This window comes from Paenibacillus sp. S28 (genome assembly GCF_016624415.1).
In the GTDB taxonomy this organism is placed as follows: Bacteria; Bacillota; Bacilli; order Paenibacillales; family Paenibacillaceae; genus Paenibacillus_AQ; species Paenibacillus_AQ favisporus.
Map to the genome: position 1 here is coordinate 180,041 of NZ_JACVTM010000001.1, position 14,030 is coordinate 194,070.

General features: G+C 52.2%; 15 protein-coding genes. 14 read left to right on the top strand and 1 reads right to left on the bottom strand.

The features are described from left to right. The first annotated feature begins 40 nt into the window (after positions 1-40). Positions 41-898: an ABC transporter permease gene (locus IAE55_RS00800; protein ID WP_438822508.1), complete on the top strand. Its 858-nt coding sequence runs from the start codon at positions 41-43 to the stop codon at positions 896-898. Positions 899-982: 84 nt separating this feature from the next. Next, positions 983-1,831: a carbohydrate ABC transporter permease gene (locus IAE55_RS00805; RefSeq protein ID WP_105443335.1), complete on the top strand. Its 849-nt coding sequence runs from the start codon at positions 983-985 to the stop codon at positions 1,829-1,831. A gap of 125 nt (positions 1,832-1,956) precedes the next feature. On the opposite strand, the gene IAE55_RS00810 is transcribed toward IAE55_RS00805, so the two are convergent. Beyond that, on the bottom strand, positions 1,957-3,543 hold the full coding sequence (locus IAE55_RS00810) for an ATP-binding protein (protein ID WP_145157050.1): 1,587 nt from the start codon (positions 3,541-3,543) through the stop codon (positions 1,957-1,959). Between the two features lie 238 nt (positions 3,544-3,781). Between IAE55_RS00810 and IAE55_RS00815 the strand changes: the two genes are divergently transcribed. The 12 genes from IAE55_RS00815 (at position 3,782) to IAE55_RS00870 (ending at position 14,022) form a co-directional block, all read left to right on the top strand. Continuing rightward, entirely contained in the window at positions 3,782-4,066 is a 285-nt protein-coding gene (locus tag IAE55_RS00815; protein WP_105443333.1) for a hypothetical protein, read from the top strand. A gap of 240 nt (positions 4,067-4,306) precedes the next feature. After that, positions 4,307-5,173, top strand: coding sequence for a class I SAM-dependent methyltransferase (locus tag IAE55_RS00820; RefSeq protein WP_200630655.1), 867 nt, complete (start codon positions 4,307-4,309; stop codon positions 5,171-5,173). Between the two features lie 195 nt (positions 5,174-5,368). Further along, positions 5,369-6,352, top strand: coding sequence for an aminoglycoside phosphotransferase family protein (locus IAE55_RS00825; RefSeq protein ID WP_200630656.1), 984 nt, complete (start codon positions 5,369-5,371; stop codon positions 6,350-6,352). Positions 6,353-6,517: 165 nt separating this feature from the next. After that, on the top strand, positions 6,518-6,763 hold the full coding sequence (locus IAE55_RS00830) for a spore gernimation protein GerQ (protein WP_105443330.1): 246 nt from the start codon (positions 6,518-6,520) through the stop codon (positions 6,761-6,763). A gap of 13 nt (positions 6,764-6,776) precedes the next feature. After that, positions 6,777-7,163, top strand: a complete 387-nt coding sequence (locus IAE55_RS00835) for a spore coat protein (RefSeq protein ID WP_105443329.1) — start codon at positions 6,777-6,779, stop codon at positions 7,161-7,163. Next, a complete protein-coding gene (locus IAE55_RS00840) occupies positions 7,163-8,299 on the top strand; it encodes a zinc-dependent alcohol dehydrogenase (RefSeq protein WP_200631086.1) in 1,137 nt (378 codons plus the stop codon). The genes IAE55_RS00835 and IAE55_RS00840 overlap by 1 nt, the downstream gene beginning before the upstream one ends. A 16-nt stretch (positions 8,300-8,315) precedes the next feature. Beyond that, positions 8,316-8,525 (top strand): hypothetical protein, encoded by a 210-nt coding sequence (locus IAE55_RS00845; RefSeq protein WP_200631088.1) that lies wholly within the window; start codon positions 8,316-8,318, stop codon positions 8,523-8,525. After that, positions 8,522-8,827: a spore coat protein gene (locus IAE55_RS00850; protein WP_105443328.1), complete on the top strand. Its 306-nt coding sequence runs from the start codon at positions 8,522-8,524 to the stop codon at positions 8,825-8,827. Before IAE55_RS00845 ends, IAE55_RS00850 begins: the two co-directional genes overlap by 4 nt. A 191-nt stretch (positions 8,828-9,018) precedes the next feature. After that, on the top strand, positions 9,019-11,025 hold the full coding sequence (locus IAE55_RS00855) for a Na+/H+ antiporter (RefSeq protein WP_200630657.1): 2,007 nt from the start codon (positions 9,019-9,021) through the stop codon (positions 11,023-11,025). Positions 11,026-11,091: 66 nt separating this feature from the next. Next, the gene (locus tag IAE55_RS00860) at positions 11,092-11,880 is read left to right on the top strand and encodes an alpha/beta fold hydrolase (RefSeq protein ID WP_105443327.1); all 789 of its coding nucleotides are present in this window, start codon (positions 11,092-11,094) and stop codon (positions 11,878-11,880) included. Positions 11,881-11,923: 43 nt separating this feature from the next. Next, positions 11,924-12,682 (top strand): TrmB family transcriptional regulator, encoded by a 759-nt coding sequence (locus tag IAE55_RS00865; RefSeq protein ID WP_200630658.1) that lies wholly within the window; start codon positions 11,924-11,926, stop codon positions 12,680-12,682. A 155-nt stretch (positions 12,683-12,837) separates the two neighbouring features. Next, the gene (locus IAE55_RS00870) at positions 12,838-14,022 is read left to right on the top strand and encodes an MFS transporter (protein ID WP_200630659.1); all 1,185 of its coding nucleotides are present in this window, start codon (positions 12,838-12,840) and stop codon (positions 14,020-14,022) included. The last annotated feature ends 8 nt before the right edge of the window (positions 14,023-14,030 follow it).

Consider the following 14,030-nt stretch of genomic DNA (forward strand, 5'->3'; position numbering starts at 1 on the left):
CGTTCTGAATACGTTCAGGCGGGACTATCAGCTGTGGATCATGATTTTGCCCGCCGTTGTCGTTATTTTTATTTTCAACTACATCCCGATGTACGGCATTCAACTGGCTTTTCGGGACTATAGCTTCACTAAGGGGCTGACCGGAGGAGAGTGGAGGGGATTGTTCTACTTCCGGCAATTCTTTGAAAATTACATGTTCGTGGATCTGATGAAAAATACGGTGGTCATCAGCGTGGCGACGATTGTGCTCAGCTTTCCCGCACCGATCATTCTGGCCCTGCTCATCAATCAGGTCAGGTTGAAGCGGGCGAAGAAGACGCTCCAGACGACCGTGTATTTGCCGCATTTCATCTCGACCGTCGTCATGGTTGGACTGCTGAACGTGCTGCTCTCGCCGAACTCGGGAATCATCGGGCACCTGCTGCAGTGGCTTGGCCTCGGGGATGTCAATCTGCTGGGGTCGACCAAGACGTTCGTCCCCGTATATGTACTGTCGGAAATTTGGCAGCATGGCGGATGGAACAGCATTATCTATTTGGCCGCTTTGTCCACCGTGGATCCGCAGCTGTACGACTCCGCAAAGATGGACGGAGCAAGCCGCTGGCAGACGATCCGGTATGTCGACATTCCCGCCCTGGTGCCGACGATCATTATTTTATTTGTGCTCAGCATGGGCAGCGTCCTGGGAACGGGCTTCGAGAAAGTATTTCTGATGCAAAACCCGCTCAACTTGCCGGTTTCCGAAGTCATTGCCACTTACGTGTACAAAATCGGGATTATCAGCAGCCAGTTCAGCTATTCGGCCGCCATCGGCCTGTTTAATACCGTCATCAACTTTATCTTCCTGTTTGTCATGAACATGATCGCCAAGCGGTGCTCGGACATTAGTCTATGGTAGAGACGGCGATCCCGAAAGGAGCATGGAGTATTGATACTTACACATCGTAATCGCAGGAGTGCGGGGGATGTTCTGTTTCAAGTCATGGTTACCGCCCTGTGCGTGCTGATTTTTCTGATTGTGGCCTATCCGCTGTACTTCGTTGTGATTGCATCCATCAGCGATCAATCGCTGGTGTCGACAGGCCAGGTGACGCTGTATCCCAAACATATCAGCTTTTTTGGCTATCAGGAAATCTTTAAGGATGCCCGCATTTGGACGGGATACAAAAACACGATCATTTACACGGTGCTGGGTACGGCGGTAAACCTGCTGTTTACGCTGCCGGCCGCCTATGTCTTGTCGCGGAAAGAGTTCCGCGCCCGCCGTTTTATCATGTTTGCCTTCGTGGTGACCTTGTTCTTTAACGGCGGCCTGATTCCAACCTACCTGCTGATGAAGCAGCTGCATTTGACCAATTCGATGTGGGTGTTTATCATCCCGTTTTCGGTCAATGTGTACAATTTAATTATCGCACGGTCGTTCTTTGAGCACTCCATTCCGAAAGAGCTGCATGAAGCAGCTTCGATGGACGGCTGCAGCCACTTCACTTTTTTCGTAAAAATCGCGCTTCCGCTCTCCAAGGCGGTTGTGTCTGTCATCGCCCTGTATTATTTAGTCGCCCATTGGAACGATTTTTTTACCGGACTCATCTATATCCAGAGCAATTCGCTCCAGCCGCTGCAAATCGTGCTGCGGGACATCCTGCTGTCCAACCAGGTGTTTTCATCCGGAGCAGGCTCCGGCGGAGCTGCCGGAGGGTATGCGCAGCAGTATGCGGACCAGGTCAAATATGCGGTGATCATCGTATCCACACTGCCGATTCTTATCGTGTATCCGTTTATACAGAAATATTTCGAAAAAGGCGTCATGATCGGCTCGGTCAAAGGTTAGTAGAGCGGGTTCATGCCAGCACGAATGAATAAAGCCGCCGGGCAGCTGTGCCCGGCGGCTTTTGTATCATCGAATCATCATAATGATCGGACCTTTAGAATCGTTTCGATGGCAGGGATCGACGATTAAGCTCCCTCGGTCAATACTGGCAACGTAATCGTGAAGACGGATCCTTCGGATTCCATGCTTTTGACGGTGAGTGTACCGTTGTGATCCTGGATGATTTTATGGCAAATAGATAGGCCGAGGCCGGTTCCTTCTTCCTTGGTCGTATAGAACGGATCGAAGATTTTCGGGAGCAGGTCTTCGGGGATCCCCTTTCCCGTATCGGACACGTCAATGGTTACCATCGAATTCGTTTGCTGCACCTGAATATGGATATGACCCGGCTGTTCCATCGCCTCGATGGCATTGCGCACCAGATTTATCAGCACTTGTACGATTTTATCCCGCTCCATTTCAACCATGACAGAATCGCTGACATTCTCCATGCTGATGCTGTGCCCTCTGGAAGTCACTTGGGACTCGGTTAAATTTCTCGCTCTTTCCACGCAATGCGAGATGGGCTCGGGCCGGATGTTGCCAAGATGGGGCTTGGAAAACTGCAGAAACTCCGCCGTCAGCTCGTTCATACGCGTGATCTCGTTGGTGATGATATCGACCCATGGCCCGATATTGTACGACTGCGATTTGGACAGGTGGATGAAGCCCTTCAGCGTTGTGAGCGGATTCCGGATTTCATGAGCCATGCCCGCAGCAAGCTCGCCGACGATTTTCAGCTTTTCGCTTCGGAACATTTCCTCCTCCCGCTTCAGCCACAGCATCCTCTTTTTCTGAAACAACCGGTCTTCGGCCAGCATGATAATATCATGCGAAGTTGTGCTTTCCCGGGGAAACCGGGCCGTGCTGTAAGTCACCTCATAGCCAAGCTTGCCCGATTCAAGAATATCCTGGGCTTGTCCAAGCGACCCATCGGTATCCGGGATCACCATGGCAAACCGGTCCCCGGCATAACGGGAAATGGCGAAGGCGCTCGGGAAGTAAGTCCGGATGATGAGCGATATTCTCGTCAAAATTTCGTTGCCGCCGCGGATGCTTTCCTTGTTTAGGCTTTTAAAGTCTTGAAAATCCAGCAGGATCAGTACAAACGGCGATTTTTTCGTTTCAACTAATTCGTTGACGGCACTGACATAACCGTCGTAGTTCAAAAACCCGGTCAGCGGATCATGTGATGCGAGAAACTGGTTTCGCCTCAAGAGCCGCTTTCTTTCAATCTCGGTTGTGACGAGATAACGCATTCCAAGGACGATTAATACCAGACTAACCAGATCGTAGACCGAAACCAATAGATTGTAACGGTCCCAGGGGAGGTAGCTTAGCCGGATGACGGTATACAACATGGAATAAGCAAATGCCAGCGACAGCGTATACTTCAAGTTTCTCGTATTTCGGGTTTCCATAATAATTAATATAAAGTAAATGATTTGCGTCCAATTGAGCTGGGAACTCCAATGGAAGAAGGCGAGGCTTACGGATTGAAGAAGCAAGGAACGGCTGCTGGACTCGGCGAAAAAAATCATGACCCCCGTCAGCATCGCTCCGGAGAGAAATAGCAGAAAGATGCTGTCGGCTTTGCCCAACAGAATGGAAGATAACATGATAAATGTAGTTAAGGAAGGAATCAAGACGTGTCTTGTCTGTTTTACGATCATGTTTATGCTCCTAGGGAAAAAAGTAAAATTTCAGTAAGCCCTTATCTACTGCCATTATATCGGATAGGCTCTGAAAACAATGTCGAATTTCCGTGTCGCCTTGGAAATGATCATGATTTTTTTTCTCCTATGGAGAAAACAGATTTTATGGTATAAATGACCTCATAGCCCGCCGGATGAATTCGGTGTGGAGGGATGCCGGAAGGATCCTGCACGAACGCAAACCAGGGGGAGTGTCATGCGGACGTATTTTGTCATCAGCCAGATCATCTATGTGTTATGTTTTATTCCGTGGCTGCTGATTTGGGGGATTTCGTTCATGGGGTTTGATAGTGGAATCAGTGGAGCGGCCATCGCCTTGGTGTCCGTGATCGGCGTTTACCCGCTCGTCACCATTGCCTGTGCCATTATGGCCTGGGTGTTCTACAAGAAGAGGAAGAGAGCGGCGGTCATCGTGAATTCGATTCCGCTCTTGTGGGTACTGGGCATCGGCGTGCCGGTGTTCGCATTGAATCTTTCGTGAACGATTCAAGAGCATGAACAATGCAAAGCCCGGCAGTTTCAGGATAAATCCTGAGTTGCCGGGCTTTGCGTCTTTACAGCACCTGCTTTGGCTACCGACCGTTAACCGATGGTCATTCGGACAAAGCCTCATAAAAATATCCCGCAGACTCCACTTTAAAGCTATACTTTTCCAGGGATATCCACTATTGTTGACTGTGTATCAATATGGATGACCAGAACAATCGGGGAGTGTGAAACAGTGGAGTCTTATGATTGGGATGAGAAGATGGGGTATTTGCGCCGGAGAATGAATCTTTATTATAATGACGACTACATCGCGTTTTTGGTCAAATCGGTTTGGAAATGGGAAACACCGGTTCGGATCGTCGATTTCGGCTGCGGTTACGGGCAGCTGGGCTTGATGATGCTTCCGCACCTGCCGGAAGGCTCAACTTATACGGGGATCGATCCGGGAGCAAGACAGATTGGGTCGGCCAATGAGCTGTACGCTCACCTGCCCTGGAAGGCCGAGTTCATTCAGGCGGAGCTGACGGATGCTGACCTGGGCAGCGCCTTTGATGTCGCCGTATCGCACGCAGTGCTTATGCATAGATCCGATCCCCTGCAGCTGCTGGCCAAGATGGCCGAAAGCGTGAAGGACGGAGGAACGGTCATTTGTTACGAGCCTCACGGTTGTGCTTCCATGTCGAGCTATTATTTTGATGATGTTTTATCTACGGAAGTCATGCCGCTTGGCCCCCTGCAGAAGCTGCATGAACAGGATGCATTGCGGACCGGAAAAGACGCCAACATCGGCATGAAGCTTCCGGTTTACTTTTCGCAGCTGGGGCTGCGCCGGATCGAGAGCAGAATCAGCGATAAGGTGAACTATTACGACCCGGCACAGGATTCCGAGGAGACGAGGGCTTTGTTCAGCAACTTGCAGTTTGAATGCCCGGCTCAGGAGGAAGACTTTATTCAAGCGCTGATTGAGCGGGGGCTAACCCAGGTGGAAGCAGAGCGACTCTATATCGCCGAGGACCTGTTATCCCAGGTCAATACGCCGTCGATTGCGTTCGCCCATGCGCCGAGCATGAAAATTACATTCGGTACGGTAGTCCGATAAGTCCGTGTAACATAAAAAGGAGCTGTTCCCAAGGTTCATTGACCTTCCGGGACAGCTCTTTTTGCTTACGACCATTTTTAACCAGACCTTATTCAACATCATAACAGAACCGAAAGAAACAGTCTATATTTTCAGCAGGGGACTGGGGTATAGTTGGTGATGCCGGCAATCCAATCATAGAAACGGGGAAACAGTATGGAAAATGCATGTCATCTTTCCGAGACGGAATTAACGCATTATACCAAGCAGGTATTCGGGTCGGGTTACGCGATCTCGCAGATTACGCGGCTGAACGGAGGGGCCCAGAAGGTGGTCTATCAGCTCGATTTTCTGAACGGTTTTTCCTGTATGCTGTACGTTTGGGATTTATCCATGAATTACTTTCGGGAAGAAATCGAACATTCGGATCATGATATGCGCTCCTATGGAGCCGACTTGTTTGGCGAGAACAACCGGGTATTAACCCAATTGGGCATTCCCACACCCGAACTGTATAACCTTAATCTGGAGCGCCGGGAGTATGCGTTTGATTATGCGCTTGTCGAACGTATTGGGGGCGGCAAAGCGGAAGACTATTTTGCAGACTCGGATACGGCAGAGCAGCAGCGATTGTTTCGGCAAATCGGGGAGATGGTAGCCAAAATGCACGATAGTGCTAGAGATGTGCACGGGCGGCCCGGTCAAACTAAGCCTCCGCGGAAGTCCTGCCAGCAGGAGCTGGTGGACAATGCCCTCAGGCAGATCACGTATGCAGCCTCTTATTTGCCTGAGATTGCGGCTGCTCAAAAGGGGCTCATGTCCGTCCTTCAGGAATGTTCATCGCGAATTCGTCCAAGGACATCTTACGGACTGATTCATGGCGAGCTTGGACCGGACCACATTTTGGTGAATGCGAATCTGGAGCCATATCTGATCGATATTGAAGGTGTGACCTATTTCGACATTGAGCATGAGCACAGCTTTCTCGAGTTTCGGTTCGGGGAGCATTACCGCTATTTCCGTCAGGACCATCTGGATCCCGACCGGATGGCCTTCTACCGCTTGCACCACCATATCTCCTTAATCGGAGGAGGCTTAAAACTGCTTCACCGCGGCTTTCCCGACCGGCGGCTTGCCCAGGGTATCGTGGATCACCATCTAGAGTGCGCCTTGAAATATGTTCATAAAACATTCCATTAACCCATTAACTGTGGAAGCCTCTATCAGAGGCTTCTTTTTTGTGAGGAGCAACCCGGCAGGCAAATTTTATGATCCCGGGAGTGCCTCGGAAACTGAATCAAGCTATACACAGGAGGATAACCTATCCTTGCAGACATCGTTAAATAAAGGAGGTACAGGTCAGACATGAAGGATTTTCCGCTTGCACCCCATGAATCGATCGATCTTCATGAAGTGCTGAATTTTAAAACGCTCTGCGTCGCCAAATCGAAGCTGATGCAGGGGATGGTTTTTGACAAAGAACTGAAGGCGCTGATGCAAAAGGACGTTGAACAGTCCACGCAGGCCATCAACGAGCTGAAGGCCGTTTATGAACGAGCTCCGTTTCAGGCTCCGGTTCCGGAAAGCAAGCCTGCCCCCATCCTAAATTGAAGGTGATACTCTGATGAACAACGATTATTTAGATCCGATCAATTCGCTCAACATGCCGGAGATGGCCGATATGACTTTTGCTATGGACTTTTTGATCCGGGCGAAGGAAGGGGTTCGTAATACCGCGGTTGCCCTGACCGAAACCGTATCCACAGAAGCGAGGGAACTGCTGAAAAAGCAGCTGAAGCAGGGGATTGCCCTTCATCAGGAAATCACCGAGCTGATGATCCGTAAGAAATGGTTTCACCCGTATGAGCTGCACGAGCAGTACCAGCTGGACCAGCTGTCGGCCAAAAACACGGCCATGATTGCCGGGATGAACCTGTTTCCCGCAGATACTTCGCGCAAAGGGATGTTCGACCGGACGCCCGATGAACATATGGAGGAAAGCCGAGCATGATGAAAGCCGTTACGTACCAAGGGGTTAAAAATGTCGTCGTCAAGGACGTCCCCGATCCGAAAATTCAAAAACCGGATGACATGATCGTCAAGCTGACCAGCACCGCTATTTGCGGCTCCGACCTGCATCTGATCCACGGCATGATTCCCAATCTGCAGGAGGATTACGTCATCGGTCATGAACCGATGGGTATAGTGGAGGAAGTGGGGCCCGAAGTCACCAAGCTGAAGAAAGGCGACCGGGTCATCATCCCGTTTAACATCGCATGCGGGGAATGCTTTTTTTGCAAAAATCATCTGGAGAGCCAGTGCGACAATTCGAACGACAACGGGGACATGGGTGCGTATTTCGGCTACTCGGGAACGACTGGCGGTTATCCGGGCGGGCAAGCCGAGTATTTGCGGGTTCCATTCGCCAATTTCACGCACTTCAAAATTCCGGAAAACAGCGAGCGGCCGGATGAGAGCCTTGCTCTAATCGCCGATGTGATGCCCACCGCCTATTGGAGCGTAGACAATGCCGGCGTAAAGAATGGAGATACGGTCATCGTGCTCGGCTGCGGTCCGGTCGGTCTTCTGGCCCAGAAATTCTGCTGGCTCAAAGGGGCGAAGCGGGTCATCGCCGTCGACTATGTGGATTACCGGCTGCAGCATGCCAAAAAGAACAATCATGTTGAGACTGTCAATTTCGAGCAGCACGACAATGTTGGTGCATACCTGAAGGAAATCACCAAGGGCGGAGCCGACGTGGTCATTGACGCGGTGGGCATGGACGGGAAGATGAGCGACCTCGAGTTTCTGGCGAGCGGCTTAAAGCTGCAAGGAGGCACCATGAGCGCCTTGGTCATCGCCTCCCAGGCCGTTCGCAAGGGCGGAACGATTCAAATTACAGGCGTGTACGGCGGCCGCTACAACGGATTCCCGCTAGGGGACATCATGGAGCGCAATGTGAACATCCGCTCCGGACAAGCTCCGGTCATTCACTATATGCCATATATGTATGAATTGGTGGCGTCCGGCAAAGTCGACGTGGCCGACATCATTACGCATGTCATCCCGCTCAGCGAAGCCAAACGCGGTTACGAAATGTTCGATACGAAGACGGACAACTGCATCAAAGTTATTTTAAAGCCGTAAGGGAGTGAAGTTCTTGATAAATCCAACGTATGCCATGCATGAATTGTTGGAGGCGCATGAAATTGCCGCCTTCAAGACGGTCTGTATGACGAAGTCCAAAACGATGCAGGCGCTGGCCACAGATCCTGAGCTCAAGCTCATTCTCCAGCAGGATGCCGCGATGTCATCCGACCAGCTGGTCGAGCTTGCAGCCGTTCTGAACAAAGGAAAGGAGACGCTGCAATGAATCCCGTATTGGAATACATGACCGGCACGAACAAACTAACCGACGATGTGATTGCCATGGACTTTCTGGTCAGCGCCAAGAGCGGCGTCCGAAATTTGGCGATGGCCGTAACGGAATGCGTCACTCCGGAAATCAAAGGCATCTTGGAGCGGCAATTGGAACAGGCAATTGATACGCATGAGAAGATTACCAAATACGCGATCGCCAAGGGGCTGTACCATCCTTTCAGCGTGCAGGAGCAATTGCGTGTCGATCTGCAGCAGATTCGGACCGCGCAGAGCATTCCCTTTCCCACGCCGTAACAGCTTGATTTGTATCAGGCATCTTATCGGTAACTGCATACGCATTAGACAGACAGCCGGCTGTGTGATACAGCCGGTTTTGCTTTCATGATTTATCCCTGCCGGATCGGCTGACTTCAACTCATGAATTATCCCCCTTCCGGGAATGTTAGCCATATCGACATTTGGCAGAAAGAAGGCAGGAAATCACTATGGAACTGTTACTGATGGTCATCGTTCTTCTTATTCTGATCGGCATATCAAACGTTATCAATCACTTTATCCCGGCGGTCCCGGTGCCTCTGATCCAGATTGCGCTTGGCGTCGCGGTCACGTACATTCCCGGCGTGCATCATGTACCGCTGAATCCCGAACTGTTCTTGCTGCTCTTCATCGCGCCTCTGCTCTTTAATGATGGAAAAATGACACCCCGCGACGAGTTGTGGCAGCTGCGGTCGTTCATTCTGCTGCTGGCGCTCGGCCTCGTGTTTGCCACCGTGCTGATTGCAGGGCCGTTCATTCACTGGCTCATTCCGGCCATCCCGCTGTCGGCGGCTTTTGCGCTGGCGGCCATTCTGTCGCCGACCGATGCGGTGGCCGTCGGCTCGCTGTCCGGCCGGGTGAAGCTCCCGGGCCGCATCATGCGCCTGCTCGAAGGTGAGGCGTTGATGAACGACGCTTCGGGCCTCGTTGCTTTTAATTTTGCCATTGCCGCAACCGTCACCGGCCATTTCTCCCTGCCGCGGGCGATTGGCAGCTTTATCGTGATCGCGGTCGGCGGGATTGTGGTCGGAGCGCTGCTCGGCTTCCTGGCGATTTGGCTCCGCATGCTGCTGCGCAGGCTTGGGATGGAAGATGTCACATTACATGTGCTGATTATTATTTTGACACCGTTTCTGATCTATTGGATTGCTGAAGAATTTCACGTATCCGGTATTTTGGCCGTCGTTGCTGCCGGTGTAACCCATGCGATCGAACGGGACCGGATGAGGACGGGATCGGCGCGCCTGCGCATCGTTTCCGACAGCACGTGGTCGGTCATCCTATTCTCCTTGAACGGTCTCGTGTTTCTGCTGCTTGGACTCGAAATTCCCGGCGTCATCCGGACGGTATGGCAGGACAAGGCATACAATAACGGCCAATCCATTGCCTATATCGTGCTGATTACGCTGGTATTAATGGTCCTTCGCTTTGTGTGGGTATGGGCATCGAACCGCCAATTCCGGTCCGCCGTGCTGACAGCGTTGTCCGGTGTCCGGGGAGCCCTGACGCTGTCGGCGGCCTTCTCCATTCCGTTGACACTGGCCGACAACAGTCCTTTCCCCGAACGGGACTTGATCCTCTTTATCTGTTCAGGCGTCATTCTGCTGACCCTGATCAGTGCCAGCGTGTTACTGCCCATCCTGACCCGCGGTCCCCAGGTGGATTCCGCTCTCGCCGAGGATGCCGAGAGACAAGCGCGCATCCGTGTCATTGAGGCGGGTCTCCGAACGGTCAAAGAGGAGAAAAACGATGAAAACCGGCAGCAGGCTATCGAGCTGATCGCTGCGTATTCCCGCAGGCTGCAGATGTGCAGATTCAGAGATCGTGCGGAAATGAACAGATTATGGAAAGAGGCTGTGGAAATCCGGCTGGAGGCGCTTGAGGCGGAGAAGGAAACCGCGGACCGATGGCTGCAGGAAGAGCGGATATCGCCAAAACTTGCGGATCGGTTCAAGGCCACGATATCGCAGATCGAGCTGCTGCTGTCCACCCGTTTCAAGGTGAAGAAGCTGATGATCGTCGGATGGTCGGCCATCACCCGGCTGTTCCAAGGCAGCAAACACAAAAAAGCCCGCATGACCCCAGACCACCCGAAGTGGAATGCTTATAAGGCGCTGAAGCTGGAAGCGATCCGTGCTGCGATAGAGCGGGTTAAGGGGCTCGAGACATCGGGCAACCGGGACACCATCGCCATGATTATTGCCGATTACCGCGGACTGGAGCTGCATCTGACACAGGAACCTGCACACGAGGAGCGGGCTGAAGAGATGGATGCGGTCCGCCGGGAGCTAGAACTCAAGGCGATCCAGTCGGAGCGGAACGAAATTCAAAGGTTGTTCGAAACGGGTGAGATCAGCCGGGCGCTGGCCAACAATTTAAGGCTGGACGTCAATTATCATGAGGCGCATCTGTTTGAATCGCAAACCGTGCATGAGGAGGAGGGGGAGCATGCTTAGAAAGCTGCTTTGCCTTCCCTGCTGAGAATGGTAAAATAAGCTCATTCCGGTTGGGGAGGGGAAAGTATGGAAGCTTTCGTTAACGGGATCAAGCTCCATTATGTCGATGAAGGAACCGGCTTCCCGATGATTGTATTGCATGGGCTTGGCCTGGACGTTCACTCGATGGAATCCGTCATTCACTCGTTCAGCACTGATTTTCGCGTCATTGCCATCGATGCCAGAGGGCATGGCCTGTCGGATAAGCCGGCAGAATACAGTCTCTCGGATCATGTTCGGGATGTCATCGCGGTGATGGATTTCCTGAAGCTGGACAAGGTATACCTGGTGGGTGGATCGATGGGAAGCTATATCGCGCAAGGAGTCGCCATTGCCGCTCCGGAGCGGGTGGAGAAGCTGGTGCTTGTCACGCCCAAGTCCAACGGCAGGACCTCGTCTATGGCCCGTTTATTCAGTGAGCATGCCGAGGAACTGGAAGGTATGGATACCCCGGCAAAGGTGCAGCATTTAAGCCGGTACATGTTTCACAATCTCTCATTGGTCGGAGTGTGGATGCAGCATGTTCAAGAGGGTGGAACAAGCTTGACGGAGGAGCAGAACGCCGCTTCCAACCGGGCGCTTGAAGGGTTTGATTTCCGTCCCGATTATGGCCGGATTACGGCGGAGACGCTGATCATCAGCGGGAGATACGACGGTCTGAATCCGCCGGAGTGGGGCAGGGAAATCGCGGATGCCATTAAGGGAGCACGGTTCGTGGAGTTCCTTCACTCCGGGCATGCGCCGCATGTGGAGGAGCCGGAGCGGTTTGACCAAACGGTAAGAAGCTTCCTGCTTGCGCCTCCGGAACAAAGCTGAAGATTGCACCGACCAAGCAGCAAGGGGAGCGGGGATAAAAGTCATGTTACATAAATTCGGATTTTCACAATATGAGAGCAAGGTGTACGAGGCGTTGGCTTCGGCGGAGCAGCCGATGGACGCCACGATGATCGTGAAGCATTCCGGCGTGCCTAAGGCGAAGATATATGAAGTGATCTCCCGGATGGTGGAGAAGGGGATGGTGCTGGAATCCGTTTCGGAAAAAAAGAAGCTGTATACCGCATTGCCTCTTCCGCTCGTAATCGAAAAATTAACGTCAGAGTTTCAGTCGGACATTCAGGAGCTGGAGCAGCTTAAGGTTCAGAAGGCAGTCATCGACGACCATGTCTGGAGCTTGAAGGCAGACTCATCGATCGGATCCCAGTTAAAGCAGATGATGGAGAATGCAGAGCGCTCGATCCGGTTTTCGGCATGGGAGGACGATTTCCACAAGTATCTGCCTATCCTGCTGGAGAAGCAGCAAAATGGCGTCAAAGTGGAGGGTGTCGTGATTGGCGATACGCCTGATGGCCTGCCCCAGATCGTCCCGATGAAGCCTAGCGAGCAGCATGTCATGCTGGAGCGGTTCAGGCTGCTGATCGTAGACGACCTCGAGGTCGTATTCGCCGGCGTGGAGAATGATTCGTGGCAGGCGATCAAGACCCAGTCACAGCCGTTTGTGCGCGTGTTTACGGACTATTTCCATCACGATTTGCTCTTGGCGAAAATAACAGGCAAATACAATGATATTCTGCTGAACGACGAGGAGATTATGACGGAGTTGCTTCAGTTGAAATATTAAGCGCGTCACGTGAAAAACGGGTGGACCCGGATCCACTCGTTTTTTGTATGCAAAAAATAGGGGTTGATCCTCATTTTGAATTAGGTTACCATTGCAGTAGTAACCAAACCAAACATGGAACAGAGAGATTTTTACAGAGGGGAGTTACATGCTGCATGAATTTTAAAATTTACATTTTAGCGATCGCCTGCTTCGTGACCGGAATGGTGGAGCTGATCGTCGGGGGGATGCTGAATCTCGTTTCATCGGACCTTCATATTTCGGTGAGCACAGCCGGGCAGTTGATCACTTTGTATTCCGTGGTATTTGCCGTATCGGGGCCTGTGCTTCTGGCGGCAGCTTCGAGGGTCGAACGTAAACTGCTGTACCAATGCGCCCTGCTGGTCTTCATTGCCGGCAATGTGCTTTCGGTCGTCAGCCCGAATTTTACGATGATGGTGATCGCGAGAATTTTGTCGGCGGCGAGCGCCGCGCTCATCACCGTGCTGTCTATCACGATGGCTTCCCAGATGGCGGAACCGGCGTACAGAGCCCGGGCAATCGGCGTTATCTTTATGGGAGTCAGCGGCTCCCTCGTACTGGGCGTACCTGTGGGCATGATGCTGGGCAACGCTTTTGGATGGCGTGCTCCGTTTGTCATGATCTCCATTCTGGCCGTTATATCGTTCATCGCGGTGCAAATTTTTATTACCAAAACGCCTCCCAGCGAGACTGTGCCGCTGCGAAAGCAGCTGGCATCCTTGAAAAACGGCAAAATCATTTTTGGCCAGCTGATTACGATTTTGATGCTGACCGGTCACCTGACCTTATATGCTTATCTTATGCCGTTTCTGCAGGAGACGCTGCACCTGAGTCCTTCCATGCTCAGCCTGTTTTATTTTATTTTTGGCATCGCGGCTGTTCTTGGCGGCGGGGCAGGGGGCTGGGTCACCGACCGGTTTGGGCCTGAGAAAAGCATTCTGACCATTGTCAGCGTGTTTGCCGTGGCCATGCTGCTGATGCCGGTATCTACGATTTCGGTGTATGTCTGCCTGATCGTGATGATCGTCTGGAGCATGCTCAGCTGGTCGATCTCTCCTTCAATGCAGAGCTACCTGATCAAAGCGGCACCAGAATCGCCGGACATCCAGCAGAGCTTGAACAGTTCGGCTTCCCATATCGGTATTGCTCTAGGGTCGGCGATTGGAGGTATGGTGATCGAAGGATCGTCGGTGTATTACAATGCCTGGGTTGGCGTTATTTTCGTCCTGCTCGCATTGGGATCCGCGGTGCTGTCGATTACTTGGAAAAAGCGCCGGACCCAGTCCCGTGCGGCTGCGGGCGTCCAGGAAACATCATGATGGAGGTG